The organism is Undibacterium sp. TJN19 (genome assembly GCF_049339485.1).
Taxonomy (GTDB): Bacteria; Pseudomonadota; Gammaproteobacteria; order Burkholderiales; family Burkholderiaceae_D; genus Undibacterium.
The window spans coordinates 1-17,871 of record NZ_JBMPPL010000024.1 but is presented as its reverse complement, the minus strand read 5'-3'; the positions used below and the strand labels follow the sequence as shown (position 1 = coordinate 17,871).

The following is a 17,871-nucleotide window of genomic DNA, read 5'->3' as shown; positions in this document are numbered from 1 at the left end:
TGCAACTGCACAGCATTAAAGCCCGCGGCAAGCGCAAATACAAAGCCACGACCGACTCTAATCATAGTTTGCCGATTGCACCAAACCTGCTCAACCGACAGTTTGCTGTCGATCAACCCAACCGCGTTTGGACCAGTGATATCACGTATATCGCCACAGATGAAGGCTGGCTGTACCTGACAGTTGTGATCGATCTGTTCAGTCGTCAGGTTGTGGGCTGGTCCATGAAGCCGCTTGTCCGGAAAAGGAGGAATAGAAATAAATATTCGTGTCAAACCCTCCAGAAAAGAGAGCGAGAACCGGTTCGCTAGCGCGGTCAACCGCATTACTTTACATACTTGTGACCGAATTGCTGGAGCACCCATCAGACAATTTCATGGAGCTCTGGTCGCTTCTACAATTCCGTTATCACCCTAGAAAAACATCTGCACCCTTACCGTGATCCGTTCGCCGCCATCGAGGCCGTCGTGTTCTGGGACGCCTTCGCCGAGAGCATGACCGAGGCGCAGAAGCTCGCGTAGCCCGAGGACTTCGATTTCCTGCACCGCATCGGCGAGGGCTACGCCACGCTGCGCCGCTACGCACCGGTTTTCCGCGGCCTGTTAAGATTTATTTTGAATTGTAATTTCTCGGCTGTCCGTCACGGTTATATCTGCTAGGTGCGTCATACCTTCAATTACATTGGGACTTGCCACACTTACGCATTCACCAGGATGACCGCGATCGATGTATGTCAATAGTGATTCAATTTCTGTAACCTTGCCTGGGCCGGTTGCCCCAACAATGATCCTTTTTTCGCCACGTTCCTGAGCTTCATTGATAATGTCCATCGTTAATTCCTTATGAAGTTTTCGGCTAACGGCCGTTCGGAGCGCAAGCGCCGGTTTTCCATGGGGCTGGCTATTCTTTGTTTGGTAGTGCGATACACAAAATCGTTGGCGTCGCCTCTTCGTTCACTGAAATTATCACATCCAGATCCTTTTCATAAGCATGAGTTGCGAGAGCGACCGCTCCCAAAAATTGCTGACACGCTGCTTCAGCGCCCAATCGGTAAGCTGCAAGACCACTTCCATCATTAGGTTTAAACCGAAGTATCAGTTCTACCGAACCGCGATCTTTACCACTTCCTGAAACGGAAACTCCTACAACTTTTCCTTCTTTATCTGACATACGATTATCCATAATTTTTCCTTTGTCAAAGCTGCCTTAGACCGATGCGACTATGAGTAATAGTTTCTTCAATTAGCCGCCCACTAAAACCATCGGATATCCCTGATAGCCAATAGCGCAGCCGATCAGCAACACCAAGACGGTCAATGCTTTAGAAGTTAAATTCATGTCTATTCCGTGCTTTGTGAGCATGAGGGGTGCTGTCAGATGACATTCGACTTTTCAGGTGAGGTGATCAGTAGACCGTTGGAAGTGAGTGGTCAGATCTTGCTACAAGTGAAAATGATCCGTCTACTTACTTCCTCCAGCCTTACCTTGGTCGCCTTTTTCACCTTTGTCGCCTTGACATCCCGGATTTCCGTAAATGCCAATGAATGCAGTGGCGCCATTTGCAGATGGCGGGCGGTCCGAAGGGCCGCATTGCGACGCCGGAGCTGATTCATCTGGAAATTTGTAAGGATCACCAGAGATTCCACGGAAAAATTTCACTGTCGCAGTTCGTCCTCCTGCACCACCAATACCGGGATCACCTCCGGGGCCGCCATCTCGTGCCTTACATGCGGTGTTCGGAGCACCACCCGTGCCACCAGTACCACCTTTGCCGCCTTTGCCACCTTTACCGCCATCGGTCCGCACCCAAAGCGACCCTTTGTCTTTATCAATTGACTCCACGCCACTAAGCGTGAAGTCGATCCCATTCCGGCCAAGTAAGCCCTCAAATCCTTGAATGCCTCCATTTCCGCCCGAACAGGAAGGAACCGACTTTGGGAGGCCAGGCGTAATCTCTGGCGCAGCAGGGGGCCCCTCAGAGGAACGAAGATCGAGTGTAGCGCCGGAGCCAATTCTGAAAATTCGGGCGCTCCATTGCACTACTGTGATGCCGCTTTCAAATTCAATTGTCTTATCGTTTGGTATTTCCAAAACATCAACAGAAATGGATATCTCGCTCCTAGGAACTGTATACTTTGTTTTGCCCTTGAAATCTGGCCAAGGTACTTCTGCATTAGAAGACATGGAAATTAACCCCGCTACGAGGGCAAACGTCACCGAATTTTGACCATTAAACAATTTCATTTTAATCCTCTCTCTTATTGGTTTGTACAAATAATTAATGTCGCGAGAATTGCGACTATATGCGATCATTAAGTTTTGACTTCAATTCCTTGTCGGCGCAGGAATCAAGCATTCGATTCAATTTGCTCATCGTCTTGCCAACAATACCAATATCTATCTTGGCTGCGAACGCATTACTTATGGTGATGTATCGAATCTGATCGGAATCCGTTATATAAACAAGTAAGTCTTCATCTTGCGCGGCGATCGAGGCAATTTTGTGACCGTCTTTAGTATCATCCCCCCGCTTGTACATATTTTTCCTTTATTGAGGCAGTATTTTTCAATCGCACGTTTGCAGCGATTTCTCGCTGTCTTTAGTACATTTACCCCGCCATCTAACCGGACTGAAAGTCCTTTACCCAACAGTTCCAATACCAACTCAAGATCACGTTTTACCTTCACTTGAGAATCGCCTGAAAAATTTGATTTTGTTAGTGCTACAATCCGGCAATATGCACTTGCTGATTCACCCATAGCACCCCGCCAATAGCGGAGTTCGTCGGAAATTCGCAGAACTTCATTTGAAAAAGCCTCGCCTTATGCTAGCTTCTTTACCCCCTATCAAGATCGAGCATCGCATAATTTTCCTCAAATTGTTGATTCATCAATCAACAATAATTGGATTCTTTTTCTTGATCAGGTACAAGAAAGATTAAGTGACCATCTGCGGTGTATGTCGCGGTTTCGCACTCGTCCTGATCACCAGCACTATTCGCATCTCTACATCCCACGTAATGCGACCAAGACGACGTGAATGAAATTGTCACTTGGTTAGGGAATTCCTGGTTAATAGTAACTTCCTCTATGGTGACACCATAAATTTGAAATCGACAATCGTCCACGTTCATTAATGCTTCAGCAACCGGATAAAGCCGTATGGCATCCTGACCATGAGTGTTAGAGTCCTCTAAGGCTCTTTGAATACCTTCTTCATCAAGATTCTCACCAATTTGTATTTTGATTTCGCGCATTCGGTTTCCCTTACTTCAAAGTTACAGGCTTGCCGTCAAGTGTCGTGCAGTCTTTCAAGAAAGCTTCCTCTTAAGTGCCTAGTTATGCTTTTAGCGGTTGAATGAGTAGTAACTAATTGAATAATATCTTGTTAATTTTTTATGCTAATTACAAATAAAGCTAGATATTTAAATAATTGTTAAATTGTTGTTTAATTGGTCTAATTCATTGGCATAGAGGAAATTTACTTAAAACCAAACTCCATTTCCATGAAATCAACAAACGGAAATGAAGATGACATTTAAATTTTGCGCATATACTGTACATTTATTCAGTATTTAGCCCACTCAAAAAATTATTTCGTTAGCAACAAAATCATGATCGCCCAGTCACCAATCCCGCCAAATCTATCCAGTTTGCTCGGTAAAATGCCGCATGCCATCTGGCGTGCGAGCGAGATGGCAGTCTATAAAGCATCAACAATTTGTTCTGGCTTCAAAGACCTAGACGCAGAGTTACCTAATGTTGGCTGGCCACGTTCCTCTTTGATCGAGCTGCTGGTGCAGCAGGCAGGCATATGCGCATTGTTAAACAGCTTCCCCATGGGATTTTATTCGAGATCAGCCTTGGTACAAGACGGTATGAGAAAATCGGGAAATTTTGTTGCGACGTTAACGTGAAGGTAACAGCATGGCCACCGTCTTCATTGCAGGCTCGATAACCATAAAGCAGTTAGATTTCTTGGTGCAAGAGCGAATCATGAACATCATTCACATGGGGCATGAGGTCATTGTGGGTGATGCTAATGGAGTCGATACCTCCATACAGCAGTTTTTGTTGAGCGAAGCATATCAGCGCGTCACCGTTTTTTGCACAGGCGATTCGCCTCGCAATAACGTTGGTAACTGGAAAGTTCAAGCAGTTACCACTTACCACAAGCCGGGCTCACGTGCCTTCTTTACTGCCAAAGATATTGCATTGGCTGATGCAGCTGACACTGGCTTTATGATCTGGGATACCAAAAGCACCGGCACGCTTAGTAATGTTATTGAACTGCTTAGTCAGAAAAAATATAGCTGGGTATTCGTCAATAAAGACAGAGAATTTCATGCGGTCAAAAAGGCCGATGATCTGGAGACTTTACTTGCATGCATGTCGCAGTCAGCACGGCTTAAGGCTGACACCAAGATTGGCCTTACTGAAAAATTAGCGTTTCTACATTCGCGCGAGATGCAAATGGCTCAGGTGAGTGAACGTGCATAGAAAAGGTCACTTCTCAAGGTGAGAATCTGCTTAAAAATAGCAATGGAAGAAGTTTACTCAACGGTGCCGTCACAAACATTTACTAGCCGTCCCGACAACATTGAGCAGTTGATCAAATCAGGTGTTTTTAAGCCAAAGGTACGGGAACTAGCTTTGCAAAAACCGAGCTAGCAATTGCAAATCATGGGTTTAACTCGTCACTAGTTCTGTCAATGAAATAATCGTAGAATTTGGCGAAGGAATGTTTTTGCGATTTAAATGGACGCTGTGCATACCCATTTTTTGGGGGCCGACATAATCAGCCAGCAGCGTGTCTCCTACAAACAATATCTTGGACGGCGCAATATTTAATGCGTCAATAACCGCAGAATAGATGATCGGTTCGGGTTTAATTGCCCCCACCTCAAAACTCCAGATATATGCATCAAGTGTTACCGGAAGGAGTGCCATAACGGGCGCTGCATATGGTCGTGCAAGGTTAGAACATACCGCAATTTTTAAGCCTGCTTTTCGCAATTCCCAAAGGGTTGTATTGGTATCTGGATACAGGCTCAGGCTATCTATCTCCATTTGCAAGTCTTCTTCGAGTGGTGCAAGCTCTTGAGTAGTAAGATCATACCCGAAAAATCTTGCTGTCTCAGAAAGGTTCGCTGACATTGACATCAGTTTCGCTGCATCGTCCGCTTGCAGCGGTCTGCCTTTTTTTTCCAAGAGTTGAAGAAGTTTTTTGAATGGACTACGCTTATTTCGAATTTCTACGATCGTACCGTATACGTCGAAAACTACAGCTTGAACGTCTATTAAATGGGCATTCAGTTTTTTCATATATTTACCAACTAATGTGCTTTCTTCGAGACTATCTGCGTATGTCGGATAGCTGTGTCAGATGGTCATCGCGGTGACCTCCGAGACCTCTTTGCAGAACGAATGGCGGTGTTTCTTCCATTGGGCAGCGAACATAAACTACGGCGGGAGATGCTTTGCAATCGCTTCCCGTAACGGCCCAGTAGCTGTCATATCGTACCGCGGACTTGTCTTTGTTCCAGAATATTTCGCCGCGTTGAACATTTTTTTGCGCAATCATTAGACGTTCGCGAAAGCTTTCTAAGCATGCGTTCGCGAAAATGTGCTTCGTAACCCATAGTCTTGTAGCATATGACCAATGTGCCGGGCAAGGAGAAGGTCGCGCTGAGAGCCACCCAATCAAACCGAAAGGCTCTTTTTTATGTTTGGAATACAGGTATCTGGGCGTACTGCATCCCTCCCAAAGCATGCGCCACCTAATAAATGCTTCTGCGACAGGACAAAATGCCTTCGTCCTCTCTCCCTCCATATCCCACCATAAATGGTTTGACGAAGATGCAATGCAATATTGATGTTTTTTGACCACATGCCGCCAGATGTGGCGTCTGATAGCGCGATACACAGTAACGACTGCCTGTAGCTCCTGATCCCAGTTTTCTGGGACGCGGCTCCTCAATTTGCCAGGCGAAAATAATCGATTTACCTCACCGTTGTCTGAGTCAAACGTAGCCGAGTCAAAATCACCGTAAGATACTCGCTCAACGCGTTCCATCGGCAGTGGGTTTTGCAATTCAGCCGCCAGGTACCCCAAATCCCGGATCACATAACTTATAAATCCGATATATCTCGAAAAGTAGCCACACTGTTCCAACGGAGCGGCAATCAGCTCACCCTGCCCCAACTGCAAACGCTTTCTGTTTATGTCAAGTTTGACCGGTAGGGACATTTCCTCGAACTTCAAAAAGTCCATTGCTTGATTAAGGCGGAGGAGTTCTGTAACACGCAGCATTAGGACCTTTTCCTGATCCATGCGGATTCCTGGGGCTAAATCAAAGCCGCACCCTGGACAGCAAAAAGGCGCCTTCGCCACGTCCAGCTGGAGTCGATACGGAATCACTCTTTTGCAGCCATCGCACCTCGATTGCAAGGCGATTTCGTGGACAGGACAATGCCGTAATACGTTCATCTGGAAAATCGGCGTGTGAAAGCCAAGCGCCGCACACATTGTGCACCAACGCAAATTTTCGCTAGATCTGTTGCTACTGTTAGGAAAATCGGCAAACAAGAACGCACTTTGTACTTGACTTAAGTTGGTATGAAACAGTTCCGCCATAGCATCCATATCAAATACGGAAAAATCCCGTAAATCTACATTTGGCTTAGCTAAGATCGCGGTACGCTTTCCGCATTTCCGACTGATAACGACATGAGCGATTTCGCGAGCTGATAGTGCATTGAGCTTCGCGAATTTCATCAATAGGCCATACGCCGAGTCCATTCCAGTGAACCACGACTCCCGCCAGCACCACGCTGGCGAAATCTGATGCGACTGATCCAAGAGGAAGCGAGCAGGTTTCACCGATTTTTCCGTGCGGCAAGGTCTCCTTCAGGCAAGCCTAGATGCAACTCTTCTTGCGCCTCAACATAAAACGACTCTCTAACCGCCAGATCCCAAATAGCCGACGAAAAGGCAAAATCCGATTTATCGCGTTTCCAGTTTTCAGACAGCGCATTCTCAACAGTATGGGCGAAATACTGCATTGGAATTTCCATGTCGAAATTGAATCGCGCTGCTTCATGAGCACGTGAAAACGCGGTCCACAAAGCCCCCGCTTGATCGACCAGGCGCATGCCATTCTCATATGCCAAGGGAAAAAAGAATCGCGTATAAGTCCATTCACTCGATTCCGGAAAACATGCTTCGTCATATCCAGCAAGGCAGGTCGCAAGATCCTCTGCGCTCAACAGACCGTCGAAACGCATTTCAGTGATCATAAAACGGAGGACGATTTGGGTATGATTACTTTGCCGCAAAGCGCTTTTTTGATGAAGAAGCTGAGGTTGCCCCACCAGAATTGTCATCATCCGAATTCCCTTACGTTCAAGCTTATCGTGCACGTCGCGTAGCCATTCGTATTCGATTACATCAAGTCGCTGGGCCTCGTCAGCAAAAAAAACGACCCAGTTGTGACCGGAACTTTCGACTAGTTCACATAACCGGTCGATGAGTCTGGAGCGCTTTTTTGTAACATTACCAATCAATTTGCCTTTATGGCCCGCCGCTTCAAGTAGATTTGAAAAGAAGGCGTCTTCCGAAGGTGATTTCTTTGCTTCACAACCGAAGCTAATGAACACCGCGTTGGGATGATCAATCTTTAGACAACTAATAACGTATCGGATGCTATAGGTCTTGCCAAATCGCGGGTAACCAAAAATAATGGCACCTGGGGTCCGAAGACGAATAATTTTTGATACCCGTTCGGCCACCGAATCGATTGATGGCGTTGGAATAATGTAGCTTTTCTGAGAAATCGGATGCTGGTCAATACTAACCGGACGGATATAGCCTCTCTGCATGCATCCTCCTAGAACGTGATCGTCCGCCGAAATTTGAGAACCTTCGGCTGGGGCGCTGGCTCGACTGTGATTGGCCCGGCACCGATGTTTGTGTCAGGATTGGGTACATTGCTTGCCTGATCGATTGCCCCCGAGTCGATTGACTCGGCGGAGCCATCAGTCTGATTTGCCGAAGGAAGGTTTCCCTGAGACTTGGCCTTTGCCAGTGCATTTGCCGCTCGCTTATTTGTGCGCGCTTGGGACCATTTGTATCTTTCCCAAGCTGCGACTGGATCGTCGCCCTCGCGCATCTTGAGTTTACCCTCAGAAATAAGTCGAAATATTTCTTGCCTCACGCGAAGAGAATGGGGCGTGAGATTCCATGGACGTGATGCGTTTAAAACTCCCAGTTCTGATCCATCCTCAAAAAAAGCCTTCAAGGATCTAATATCACGCACGTCGTAGTAAATACGGAGTTTCTTTCCGATAAGGGTAGCATTCTTGGACAATATTTCGTTGGTGTAACGCACGTTCGAAAAATTAATGTGCGGTCGCACTCCTGTCTTAAGTCCTCCTTTAATAGTAACAACGCGGGTTTCTTGCAGGAGACAAAGGTTGGATGTCATAAAGCGAGGTAGTCTGCGCAGGTAGCTAGGATTTTTCGACAGGCTGTAAGCCATCGCTTCTAGTGGGGTTCGGGAGCCGATGCCGCCGTGCGGGTCCCCATTATAGTTTGCGAGCAGGACCTCAATCATTTCCTCAAGTTCGCTTAACTCTACGAGCAGAGAGATATCGGAGCCAGGGTCACTAAGGATTTTTTCGATTGACTGTGCATTACTCCCAGTTGTCCCTGGTAATCGATGCGCAAAATGCGCCGCAATCAATTGAAAGAACCTTTCAATAAATGGGCGGGCGTCTGGCTCAGCGGGTGGACCGTTATCGGTCCAACAGCCGATGATTTGATTCAGTCGGTTTAACGTATCACTTGCCAAGTGTGACTTGGCACCATCGATACGAAACCAATCCCAACAGGCGTATGCTGTCTCCGGGATTTTCGCCGAAGGGAACCCACCACCATCCGTAATGGTCAGAGTTGGAATCTTGTAGACTTTGGGGACGAAAGGCGTCATAGCGGACTGCAGAGCAGCTGCAACGTCGTCTTTATTGTATTCTTTCCCGAGCGCTAATGCATAGCCAATCACTGAACGGGTAAATACATCGAGCAACACCAGAATCCAAATTCGATGAAGTTCTAATAGTGTTTCAAATCCGAGCGGATCGATAATTTTTACTGTGAGTCTTAAGTCGATCTTATGACCATCAAATTCCACAACCTCAAAGGCCCGCGTTGCAGCGGGAGCCTGTTCGCGCCCACTCATCGCAGCGCCGGCTCGCAGGCCGCCAGCATTCGTAACGGCGGCCGCAAATGATTTTTCCGAGAGCATTTTGAAGTAACTTTGCATTGACCTGTATCCAAGACGTTTCTCCGTGAAGGGGTATTCATTTACGGAAATCTTCGCGGCTCGACAAGAGTCAATGAACAAGCCGTGAATTTCATGCAGAGGCTTGCGGACTTCGCGAGCGTTTCGAATCGGTGTATGGCGTCGTTTGCCAAATTTGTCTAACAGTTTCTTTATGGCTGGATAGTCACGTAATAAACGTGTGAAGGAACCGGAGGCACCGCCCTTACGATCCTTTTGTCGATCCACGGGTATATTGCGTTCATACTTTTTCAATCGGGCATATGGTATGACAGCCCTAAATCCAAAAATCCGCCCGTCGGGATGCGTCTCCCAGCATCTTTCCAGGAGTCGATAAAGTCCACTTCGGCTTACTCCGGTTTCCCTAAATATTTCGGCCAGCGACGTTTGCGGTTCATCCAAAAAGGCTCGGAGCGCATCACAGCGCTTTAAGTAGGTCGCCCGCTCTTGTTCACATAATGCTGTCTGGTCAACCGTTGGCCAGTGCGCCATATCCCGAAGGTGGTCGGGTATGGAAATCCGGTTGAATTTCGCCTTACCGAACACGAGTTGTCTCACGTTAGCTCGATCTCAGTTGTTGGCCCAAGAATCTCCCGATTAAGCGATTTGCAAATCGCTCGTCCCCGATGCAGCAGCGCAAACGCAGCTACCCGCACCAGGATTGGATCGACCTCCGGCAGGCGCTGCTCAAGTACTTGCAGCGACACCCCCCTCTTAAGTGAAGTGATTACTCGATCGGCAAGTTCCGCAGGTAAGTGGCGCCCAAAGGCGCCAAGGTCTCGAAGAATACGCCCCCAGTTCGCCAGCAGGACCTTCTGGTTCGAAATGTCAGCAGGGTCTAAGTACTTAATGCTGAGTTGGTTCGCTTTGGCCCACCTCCGGAAGGCTGGAATTGAGTCCGGGCTTCGTAGGCCTGCACTCAGCTCGGAGGGCCGCAATACGAACAAGAACTCCTCGGAAGTTTGACGCTTAACCCAGAAATCGATGACCCGCTTAGGCTTTGTGTCGGGAAGAAGTAATGGGCGTTCACAATAAAGAATGACCTCCGGATCAGCTTCCAGAGTTATCCAAACGTCAACTGAAGTCAGTCCGAATAACGTTAAATTACGATTGAGCTTCGGAGCAAAAACATCGTAGCGATGACTCTGAAATGGGCGAGTATTATCGGCCGCCTCAATAAAACGTGGCATTTCTGGCATCAAGAACTCCGCATGCTCGTCCGTGAAGTTTTATTTTTAGTTCATGTCGATGGGAAGTTCCAGATTTATTTCGCAAAACTGCGAAATAAAAGTGATACCGAATAGAAAAAACGTCTTATATTTCAAAGCCTTAGAGTGTTGACCCACGTACCAAAATTAATTCGCCCAACGAAAATAGTACGCGGACAACAAGTTGGGGTTTCCGTGGACAACATTATGGGGTGTTTGCGGAATAAGATGAATAGTTTCAAATTGTTGTCACAGCCGAGTTCAATTATGCGTAACATTTGCCCTTTTGCTTAAGTTTCACAGAAAATGCGCTGTTCGCCAAAATATCCTGGTCATTCGCACAAAGTGGTTTCTTACCTCTGCTTTCGTAGTTAACTTACGGAATCCAATGGCGAATCGGTGAGTTGCCAGCTGAATCTATTACGATCGCAACGCTTTGGACTGCTCTGGTCACCGCTTCGTAAAACGATGATGCCGAACTCGCTTCTAATAACGTACCATTCTTGACAAATTTTTTGATCGGCTCGGTCGGTACAATTAGTACACGCTGCCTAGTTAATCCTTTGGAAACTTTAAAATTCATAAAATCCAGATTAAAGTCTTTGCCTGAACTAACTGAATATCGCAGGCACTGTGGCTGGAACCGGGAGATGTATTCTGTGACATGCTCTGACTTAAGCAAGAAGACACCGTCATGATCCGTCACTTTGTCGTTTTTCGATTCAGTTGCCTTGAAATTCCAACTTGGTCCAAATATGCTGTCAGAAAACTCCGCAATTTTCGGGTGGCACCGCCAGGTTACATTCGACTCGAAAATAGTTAATTTCCCTATTTTCTCTTTTTCACGGAACCAGTCGATGATGTTGGCATCATCATATTTTTTGTTCTTTGTGCTTCTTGGATTGGTCGATAGTTGTTGTTCAATTCCAGCAATGTTCTCAATACGAGAAAGTAGCTTCGTCAAGTTAGTGTGTGACTGGTGATTCTCTGGTTCTTCTATCGTGACAAACCGTGCCACATCAGAATTTTTGCTCATTGCCAGCGCTATTTTTACACCAGCCTGGGCGCCCTGCCCTGTCAACGAGAATGGCACGTCGCTAACATGCGGTGCGACCACACTTTCCAATGAAGCACGGGAACTTTGATCCATCGCAAGCGTAATTTTCTGATCCTGGATGATAGATTCTATGTTTCCATCCTGTCATTTACAGCTTTCAAAGATCCATTCGACATCTTTGCTTTGACTTGACGAAACGCAAGTGACACTTCCGCCCTCTCCTGCGGGGTCAAATAGTCGTTCAGTATCTGGCCCATATGGTAATCGACACCCAAGGAGGCACGAATGGTTCGGGCATCTATGACATGGATGGAATCCGGTGGATCGGCAATCCCTTAATGATCGTGACGATATTTCGGAGATTGATACTCGGCTGATGGAAGCACACTCCATCTTAGACGATTATTTTTTGCAGACTTTCGAGCCTTCAGAAAAATTGATATTGCAGAACCAAGCATCTTTTGAGCAGCTTGACATCGTAGATTCTGTACACGTGCTGGGGCACTCACTTTCCGATGTAGATCTGCCATACCTGAAAGCATTGCTAAAAATTCCTGCGGTCGCAACTGCACGTTGGCTAGTAGCCTGCCAGTACGAAGACCAATGGCCAGAAAAGCGTGCAAGGCTTATCCAGATTGGTGTTTCGCCTGAAAATGCGCTTGCCAACCTTTGGACTGACTATAGCTAGAGTCGGATTCGTCTGCCTGCCGTCGTTCTGGCAGTGCTGAACGCTTGCGAACTTGTTTATCGTCCGCAGGCGCTTTTAGAACTTAATCAGATGTACCTTAAGTATTAAGCGGCCCCACCCTGATTTTGCCAGGAGCAAGCTGAATCGGCGTCGCACGAGTGCAACCACATATTACCGTCGCTGCCCATGACAAAAGCAAATGGCAGATTCACGGGAACAGTGGTCACACCGACAGGACTGACGATATTGATGCCAGGCGATCCTAGATTCGGCCATGTCCACGTTTGGCCATTCCCGAAGTTCGACCACAGACTGCCGTCGCTTCCAATTACTAGAACACTGAAGCGCCACACATCTACGGGAACGACTCCAACGCTACTTACTATAGTGGCGTTGGGTGTACCTAAATTAGTCCAACTCAATTCAGCGCCATTCCAGATATTTGCCCAAAGATTGCCATCGCCACCAATGACAAAGACATTTGGGAAAGAATCCTCCACAGCGTATGCCGCAACTCCGCGAACGATTTTGACGCCTGGCGATCCGTTATTGCCCCATGCCCAAGCGGAACCATTCCAAAAGTTTCCCCACAAATTGCCGTCACTTCCTGTGACAAAGACTTGGATATCGAGTTGGTCATTTATGGTTATTGCGCCAACTGGAATTATGATGTCAACCCCAGGATTACCTTGGTTATTCCAGTTCCAACCATTGCCATTAAAACTATTTAGCCATAAGTTACCGTCGCGCCCCATAACGAAAATATACGGGAAAGCTTCATTTACAGTGATTGCAACAACTGCACTGGCAATGCCCACACTTGGCGCGCCGAGATTACCCCAATTCCATTGTGTACCGTTTAAAGAGTTAGACCACAAATTGCCATCGCTCCCTATAACAAAAACATAGGGCATATTCTGATTGACTGTGATGACACCAACAGCACTGGAAATGCTAACTCCCGGCGTACCTAGATTTATCCATTCCCAGGCCGTTCCATTCAAAAAATTCAACCATAAATTGCCGTCATTCCCAATTACAAAGGCAAAGGGTAAGTCCGTATTAGCCGTGGTCACACCAATGGCACTGGCAATACCAGGCGGAGCCAGTGTGTTGATTCGCTGTGGCTGTGGCTGTGGCTGATGCTTTGAATTCTCATGTTGTTGGGTTGCGATCACACCGCCCAGAAAATTCTTATCAAGTGTCATATCTTAGCTCCTGTACCCGTTGTGATCGTCAACGATCAACTAGATGTCAATATCGGCTGTATCTCTTTATACTTACAGTCCTGCTCATATCGTCGGCGGTTATCGGACTTCCACCAGCGCCATTTACGTGCAGCGACGTCTTTTTTTACCAAATTGCATTAACAAATTAATAATACATTAAATTATTGCTATATTGTTATTTGAATTGAGCAAGTTGCTAATTTATTTGTTTTGATGTGTTCGGCGAATCGAGTCCGAGGCAATGGATTGGATGTATACGGACTTGACCCAGCACCAGTCTATGTGAGTCTACTGGCCAGGACGGATTTGAGTTCTGTCATCATATTTTGCTGAGCTTCGATCTTTGTCATTGCGCTTGCCTGATCGATTGCCATCCTGTGCAGTTGTTCCCTTTGGCTGTTGACCGTTTCGGCATGCTGATGAAGTAACGCCTCCAATTCCCTTACCTTGCTGTCTTTTTCGGCTAATTGGGGCTCCTGCGCTTTTGCCCGTTGCTCCACAATTCGCAGGGCATCGACCTGATCACTTAGTTTTCGATGACTGGCTTGCTCATCATAGATCGTTTTTTTGGCCTGTGATATTTCCGCTACCCAGCGTGCCCCATCTTGATTCAAGCGGGTTATTTCATTCTGCTTGGTTATCAAGGTTTGCTGCAATTGGCGTAAATCCGCTTGAAGCTGTTGCACTTGTTGCTCATGGCCACGGATATCTTGGTCCCGTTGCTCTTTGACAGAATTGCGGTAATGCTCAAGGGCTTCCCTGGAATGTTGATGCTTTTCTTCGAGGGATTGTCGATGAGCATCGTTTTCTACCAGGCGTTCTTTGAGATCAATTACTTGCTGAGCCAAGGTATGGCGGGCCATGGTCTCGTTTTGTAGGACCTCTTTGGTTTGCTCGTGAGATTCGATTTCTTGCTTGATGGCCGCGATTGTCAGGTCAAGTTTTTCTTTTATTTGCGCGAGTTTGGCATTGACCTCGTCAATTTCTTCTGCGTGCAAGCGGTCTTTTTCACTGCTTTCCTTGGAGATGTCAGCAATGCGGCTGCTGGCCTCGATTTCTAATTGTGCTGCGAGCTGAACGACCAGGTTCTGCAGAGCTGAGCTGATCGAGGTTTTTCGATCTACTGGGCCGCCGCTTTCTGCCTCTAACTCTCTCAGATATTTGGAAATAGTGGTTTTGGAGCCAGTATTTCCGAGCGCGATTCTGACGGCATCGACGGATGGATGGCGTCCTTGAGCTAAGATTGAATTACGTGCTTTTTCAACATCAGTTTTATGCAAGCCGGTTCTGCCCATGTTTTACTCCATCGAATTTTGTAATGTGATACGTACCATGTAATTACATATTATTTAATTAAATTATTCAAGTTAAATTTCCAATAAAATTGGTACTGGATAAGACAAGCTTATCCAGTGTCATGTCCAAAAAACAGTTAAAATCGACCCAATATTTGATACGGATTCAATTTATCCTGTGATCTCAAATCGGGAGAATGAGCAGCATGAGCAAAATCGATCACTACCTACATGCCGGCACACGAGACAATACGCGCGTTGCCTATCAATCGGCCGTGAGGCACTACGAAATTGAATGGGGTGGCTTCTTACCTGCCACAACCGAAAACATTGCCCAGTACTTGGTTGATCATGCGGAAAAGCTCGCAATCAATACTCTTCGCCAACGCCTGGCTGCCTTGGCTCAGTGGCATATTGATCAGGGGTTTCCCGATCCAACCAAAAGTCCGCTCGTCAAAAAGGTACTTCGAGGAATTCAAAGAGAGCATCCAGCTCAAGAAAAACAGGCCAAGCCATTTCAGCTTGAACAGCTTGGCATAGTTGATCGCTGGCTCGGCAACGCAATTGCGACAGCAAATGCATCTGGCGATCGCGCAGGTGAACTGCGACACACCAGGAACCGGGCACTTCTGCTTTTGGGGTTTTGGCGGGGTTTCCGCGGGGACGAACTGACTCGTTTGCAGGTCGAGTACATTGAAATCATTCCTGGCCAGGGCATGAGTTTTTTCTTGCCTCATACTAAGGGTGATCGCCAGAATAAGGGCGTGACGTTTAAAGCGCCAGCCTTAAAGCAGTTTTGTCCAGTTGCAGCTTACTCAGCTTGGAAGGAGTTAGCAGCACTTGAGTCTGGCCCAGTATTCCGGTCAGTTAGCCGTTGGGGTCAAGTTGGGAATCAAGAACTTCACATGGATAGCCTGATACCTTTGCTACGCACCATTTTTAAGGACGCAGGCGTCGCCGGGTCCGACGAATACTCAGCGCACTCGCTCCGACGCGGGTTCGCCAACTGGGCAACAGGTAATGGTTGGGATCTAAAAACTCTCATGGAATACGTCGGCTGGAAAAGCGTACAAAACGCCATGCGGTATGTGGATGCTGCCGATCCTTTTGCTCAGCACCGAATTGAATCGAGTTTAAATCGTTCTGACCAAACATCGGGATCTATACCTTTCATTGAGACTGATGCAATGTGAAGCCTGAAACTCTTTTTCTCTTTGTCAAAACCAACGCAGCCTAGCGCAAAGGCCCGAAAAAGGATTAAGCTCGGCTCATTCCTCACTTAAAGAACTGAGTCATTTTGGTCTGGCAGAAGAATCAGCAAATGCTTCAAGGAAGGTAGCGATAAGAACGGCCACAGATCGTTGTTTATCTTCATGCTCAACGAACCAATCAAATCCATCGTCGTCCGCATGTCCAGGCGATTCCCAGAAATCGTGATCTTCCCATTGGATTTCATTATATTTTGTTCGTACTTTCGTACAGTGTTTGGCACCATTTTCGAGCGATCGGATGGTGTCCCATTTCGGGTAAGCAAGCTTCATTGCAGATTTCTCTGCTTTTTCGAAGGCTTTTTTAAGGTCTACCTGGAAGTGCCAGTCGGCGACGTGATTGGCCATCATTATGGCGCCAATAAGATCTTTGAACTGTCTTTCCCGAGCAAATTGTTCAATAGCCTCTTTGGCTAGAGCTGCCAGATCGTCGGAGCAGGTAATTTTTGTGATTGACATTTTCGTCTATCAGTTTGATCTACCAGCCAGGATTACAAATGGCATCCGTATCGTCATAAAATACAGCAAGGAGCCACAAGAAACACTAATCAGTAACCAGCCTTGCCCATTCACGATTGCATGATGCAATATAGCGATGCCAATCGCAGTGACGCCAACGAAAAACACTCTAAAGTAATTCCGATCAAAATTGCTTATCTCCTGGCATAACGCATTCCAGAAGATCTCTATCGTAGCAAGAAACGCTGCAGCGAGCCATGCGCCGACGCCCACACATTCGAGGATTGAGCTTGGTGCCTGATTTAAGTCTTTGATTTGCCAGAACAAGTATGAGAATAGCGCTATGCCAACCCACAGAACAATAGATGAAAGTGCTTCCCTATCTTTAATCATAATTTCGTTATTCCAATAAATTTTAATCTACCATTTTAATGGATTCTATTTGGGTACTGCTGAGCTACTAAGATTTAGCTTCATTGCTGCAATTATTGTCAGCTGTTTCATATTGAAGCTGAATCAGGTAGCATGCGCGTCCTGAACATTATTCGCTGGCAGCACATGATTCTTTTTTTAGATTTTGATGGTGTTTTGCATCCTGAGCCTTGCTTCGATAAGACCCAACTGTTTTCGTGTTTACCCAGGCTGGAGGCAGTTCTTCGTGACTTTCCTACTGTACTGATAGTCATCTCAAGCACCTGGCGTGAAAACCGGTCGATCACGGAACTGAGATCTTTTTTTTCAAGCGACATCCGCGCTCGCATTATCGGCGCCACACCTGCTTGGAAAGACATTCCAGAGATTGTCGAAGTAATTGGATATCAGCGGCATGCTGAAATTGAGGGGTGGCTACGTCTATCAGGAGAACCCTGGAAAGATTGGGTGGCCATTGATGATAAACCATATCTCTTCAAGCCATTTTTGAGAAATTTGATAAAAACTGATCCCGCAAGAGGACTGGATGAGCATGCAGAAATCGTGTTGAGACAAAACTTGGCAAAAGCGCTGGTTTAGCGGGTTTGAAACCATCAAAGTGCCGACGCCGTGCGTGCGCTTGTTACCCTATATTTATTAGTCTTTCAGGGCTTCTTTGACAGCATTGCTCATTTTTACTAGCGACTCATAGTCGGCCTTGCTGGCGGTCCGTAACAAGAAGTCTCTCAGTTCTTCTGCTGATGGGGTAATCCCCCCATTTTTAACCGCAGCTAAAAGTAGCACTATGCTGCAATGGCGAGTTTTTGTTTCGGAGTAGACCCTCCCAAGGCCATGTTAGGCCGTTCGTGATTGTACGTCCAAAGCCATCGTGTGGCGAAATCCTGCACCTCATCC

The 17,871-nt window shown here is 46.8% G+C and carries 19 protein-coding genes and 1 pseudogene; 6 read left to right on the top strand and 14 right to left on the bottom strand.

Features of this window, described 5'->3' with window-relative positions; translation table 11 throughout:
- A pseudogene (locus tag ACO0LH_RS28015) lies at positions 1-233 on the top strand (DDE-type integrase/transposase/recombinase); the annotation flags it as partial.
- Between the two features lie 369 nt (positions 234-602).
- Here ACO0LH_RS28015 and ACO0LH_RS28010 read toward each other — a convergent pair.
- The 5 genes from ACO0LH_RS28010 to ACO0LH_RS27990 form a co-directional block, all read right to left on the bottom strand.
- Positions 603-830, bottom strand: coding sequence for a hypothetical protein (locus tag ACO0LH_RS28010; RefSeq protein ID WP_422944449.1), 228 nt, complete (start codon positions 828-830; stop codon positions 603-605).
- A 70-nt stretch (positions 831-900) separates the two neighbouring features.
- Positions 901-1,182 (bottom strand): hypothetical protein, encoded by a 282-nt coding sequence (locus ACO0LH_RS28005; RefSeq protein WP_422944448.1) that lies wholly within the window; start codon positions 1,180-1,182, stop codon positions 901-903.
- A 279-nt stretch (positions 1,183-1,461) separates the two neighbouring features.
- Complete coding sequence (locus ACO0LH_RS28000; protein ID WP_422944447.1) at positions 1,462-2,244, bottom strand: hypothetical protein; 783 nt, start codon at positions 2,242-2,244, stop codon at positions 1,462-1,464.
- 210 nt (positions 2,245-2,454) lie between these two features.
- Positions 2,455-2,760 carry a hypothetical protein gene (locus ACO0LH_RS27995; protein ID WP_422944446.1) on the bottom strand — a complete coding sequence of 102 codons (306 nt, stop codon included), beginning with the start codon at positions 2,758-2,760 and terminating at the stop codon, positions 2,455-2,457.
- 134 nt (positions 2,761-2,894) lie between these two features.
- Positions 2,895-3,257, bottom strand: a complete 363-nt coding sequence (locus tag ACO0LH_RS27990) for a hypothetical protein (protein WP_422944445.1) — start codon at positions 3,255-3,257, stop codon at positions 2,895-2,897.
- A gap of 357 nt (positions 3,258-3,614) precedes the next feature.
- Between ACO0LH_RS27990 and ACO0LH_RS27985 the strand changes: the two genes are divergently transcribed.
- Together ACO0LH_RS27985 and ACO0LH_RS27980 are read left to right on the top strand one after the other, a co-directional pair.
- Entirely contained in the window at positions 3,615-3,917 is a 303-nt protein-coding gene (locus tag ACO0LH_RS27985) for a hypothetical protein (protein WP_422944444.1), read from the top strand.
- A gap of 10 nt (positions 3,918-3,927) precedes the next feature.
- The gene (locus ACO0LH_RS27980; RefSeq protein ID WP_422944443.1) at positions 3,928-4,500 is read left to right on the top strand and encodes a hypothetical protein; all 573 of its coding nucleotides are present in this window, start codon (positions 3,928-3,930) and stop codon (positions 4,498-4,500) included.
- A 189-nt stretch (positions 4,501-4,689) separates the two neighbouring features.
- Here ACO0LH_RS27980 and ACO0LH_RS27975 read toward each other — a convergent pair whose 3' ends face one another.
- The 6 genes from ACO0LH_RS27975 to ACO0LH_RS27950 all read right to left on the bottom strand — a co-directional run bounded on the left by ACO0LH_RS27975 (position 4,690) and on the right by ACO0LH_RS27950 (position 11,699).
- Entirely contained in the window at positions 4,690-5,325 is a 636-nt protein-coding gene (locus tag ACO0LH_RS27975) for an HAD family hydrolase (protein WP_422944441.1), read from the bottom strand.
- 31 nt (positions 5,326-5,356) lie between these two features.
- The gene (locus ACO0LH_RS27970) at positions 5,357-6,778 is read right to left on the bottom strand and encodes a hypothetical protein (protein WP_422944440.1); all 1,422 of its coding nucleotides are present in this window, start codon (positions 6,776-6,778) and stop codon (positions 5,357-5,359) included.
- 101 nt (positions 6,779-6,879) lie between these two features.
- Entirely contained in the window at positions 6,880-7,881 is a 1,002-nt protein-coding gene (locus ACO0LH_RS27965) for an AAA family ATPase (protein WP_422944439.1), read from the bottom strand.
- 8 nt (positions 7,882-7,889) lie between these two features.
- On the bottom strand, positions 7,890-9,899 hold the full coding sequence (locus tag ACO0LH_RS27960) for a hypothetical protein (RefSeq protein WP_422944438.1): 2,010 nt from the start codon (positions 9,897-9,899) through the stop codon (positions 7,890-7,892).
- Positions 9,896-10,540, bottom strand: coding sequence for a hypothetical protein (locus ACO0LH_RS27955; protein WP_422944437.1), 645 nt, complete (start codon positions 10,538-10,540; stop codon positions 9,896-9,898). Before ACO0LH_RS27955 ends, ACO0LH_RS27960 begins: the two co-directional genes overlap by 4 nt.
- Positions 10,541-10,925: 385 nt before the next feature.
- Complete coding sequence (locus ACO0LH_RS27950) at positions 10,926-11,699, bottom strand: hypothetical protein (RefSeq protein WP_422944436.1); 774 nt, start codon at positions 11,697-11,699, stop codon at positions 10,926-10,928.
- Between the two features lie 283 nt (positions 11,700-11,982).
- On the opposite strand from ACO0LH_RS27950, the gene ACO0LH_RS27945 reads away from it, so the two are divergent.
- The gene (locus ACO0LH_RS27945; protein WP_422944435.1) at positions 11,983-12,294 is read left to right on the top strand and encodes an AbiH family protein; all 312 of its coding nucleotides are present in this window, start codon (positions 11,983-11,985) and stop codon (positions 12,292-12,294) included.
- A 104-nt stretch (positions 12,295-12,398) separates the two neighbouring features.
- Here the strand turns inward: ACO0LH_RS27945 and ACO0LH_RS27940 are convergent, their stop codons facing one another.
- Both ACO0LH_RS27940 and ACO0LH_RS27935 read right to left on the bottom strand, forming a co-directional pair.
- Positions 12,399-13,502 (bottom strand): hypothetical protein, encoded by a 1,104-nt coding sequence (locus tag ACO0LH_RS27940; protein WP_422944434.1) that lies wholly within the window; start codon positions 13,500-13,502, stop codon positions 12,399-12,401.
- Between the two features lie 299 nt (positions 13,503-13,801).
- Positions 13,802-14,818, bottom strand: a complete 1,017-nt coding sequence (locus ACO0LH_RS27935) for a DNA-binding protein (protein WP_422944433.1) — start codon at positions 14,816-14,818, stop codon at positions 13,802-13,804.
- 206 nt (positions 14,819-15,024) lie between these two features.
- Here ACO0LH_RS27935 and ACO0LH_RS27930 point away from each other — a divergent pair, with 206 nt between their 5' ends.
- Positions 15,025-16,011 carry a site-specific integrase gene (locus ACO0LH_RS27930; RefSeq protein ID WP_422944432.1) on the top strand — a complete coding sequence of 329 codons (987 nt, stop codon included), beginning with the start codon at positions 15,025-15,027 and terminating at the stop codon, positions 16,009-16,011.
- Between the two features lie 99 nt (positions 16,012-16,110).
- Here the strand turns inward: ACO0LH_RS27930 and ACO0LH_RS27925 are convergent, their stop codons facing one another.
- Positions 16,111-16,545, bottom strand: a complete 435-nt coding sequence (locus ACO0LH_RS27925; protein WP_422944431.1) for a hypothetical protein — start codon at positions 16,543-16,545, stop codon at positions 16,111-16,113.
- Between the two features lie 525 nt (positions 16,546-17,070).
- On the opposite strand from ACO0LH_RS27925, the gene ACO0LH_RS27920 reads away from it, so the two are divergent.
- Positions 17,071-17,556 (top strand): HAD domain-containing protein, encoded by a 486-nt coding sequence (locus ACO0LH_RS27920; RefSeq protein ID WP_422944430.1) that lies wholly within the window; start codon positions 17,071-17,073, stop codon positions 17,554-17,556.
- Positions 17,557-17,871 lie beyond the last annotated feature (315 nt).

Excerpts from the sequence above, each read along its gene's own strand:
- ACO0LH_RS27980 (WP_422944443.1), top strand. The coding sequence starts at position 3,928 with ATGGCCACCGTCTTCATTGCAGGCTCGATAACCATAAAGCAGTTAGAT.
- ACO0LH_RS27995 (WP_422944446.1), bottom strand. The coding sequence starts at position 2,760 with ATGGGTGAATCAGCAAGTGCATATTGCCGGATTGTAGCACTAACAAAA.
- ACO0LH_RS27940 (WP_422944434.1), bottom strand. The coding sequence starts at position 13,502 with ATGACACTTGATAAGAATTTTCTGGGCGGTGTGATCGCAACCCAACAA.
- ACO0LH_RS27945 (WP_422944435.1), top strand. The coding sequence starts at position 11,983 with ATGGAAGCACACTCCATCTTAGACGATTATTTTTTGCAGACTTTCGAG.
- ACO0LH_RS27930 (WP_422944432.1), top strand. The coding sequence starts at position 15,025 with ATGAGCAAAATCGATCACTACCTACATGCCGGCACACGAGACAATACG.
- ACO0LH_RS27950 (WP_422944436.1), bottom strand. The coding sequence starts at position 11,699 with ATGGATCAAAGTTCCCGTGCTTCATTGGAAAGTGTGGTCGCACCGCAT.
- ACO0LH_RS27975 (WP_422944441.1), bottom strand. The coding sequence starts at position 5,325 with ATGAAAAAACTGAATGCCCATTTAATAGACGTTCAAGCTGTAGTTTTC.
- ACO0LH_RS28005 (WP_422944448.1), bottom strand. The coding sequence starts at position 1,182 with ATGGATAATCGTATGTCAGATAAAGAAGGAAAAGTTGTAGGAGTTTCC.
- ACO0LH_RS27920 (WP_422944430.1), top strand. The coding sequence starts at position 17,071 with ATGCGCGTCCTGAACATTATTCGCTGGCAGCACATGATTCTTTTTTTA.
- ACO0LH_RS27990 (WP_422944445.1), bottom strand. The coding sequence starts at position 3,257 with ATGCGCGAAATCAAAATACAAATTGGTGAGAATCTTGATGAAGAAGGT.
- ACO0LH_RS27925 (WP_422944431.1), bottom strand. The coding sequence starts at position 16,545 with ATGTCAATCACAAAAATTACCTGCTCCGACGATCTGGCAGCTCTAGCC.
- ACO0LH_RS28000 (WP_422944447.1), bottom strand. The coding sequence starts at position 2,244 with ATGAAATTGTTTAATGGTCAAAATTCGGTGACGTTTGCCCTCGTAGCG.
- ACO0LH_RS27965 (WP_422944439.1), bottom strand. The coding sequence starts at position 7,881 with ATGCAGAGAGGCTATATCCGTCCGGTTAGTATTGACCAGCATCCGATT.
- ACO0LH_RS27955 (WP_422944437.1), bottom strand. The coding sequence starts at position 10,540 with ATGCCAGAAATGCCACGTTTTATTGAGGCGGCCGATAATACTCGCCCA.
- ACO0LH_RS27985 (WP_422944444.1), top strand. The coding sequence starts at position 3,615 with ATGATCGCCCAGTCACCAATCCCGCCAAATCTATCCAGTTTGCTCGGT.
- ACO0LH_RS27935 (WP_422944433.1), bottom strand. The coding sequence starts at position 14,818 with ATGGGCAGAACCGGCTTGCATAAAACTGATGTTGAAAAAGCACGTAAT.
- ACO0LH_RS27970 (WP_422944440.1), bottom strand. The coding sequence starts at position 6,778 with ATGAAATTCGCGAAGCTCAATGCACTATCAGCTCGCGAAATCGCTCAT.
- ACO0LH_RS28010 (WP_422944449.1), bottom strand. The coding sequence starts at position 830 with ATGGACATTATCAATGAAGCTCAGGAACGTGGCGAAAAAAGGATCATT.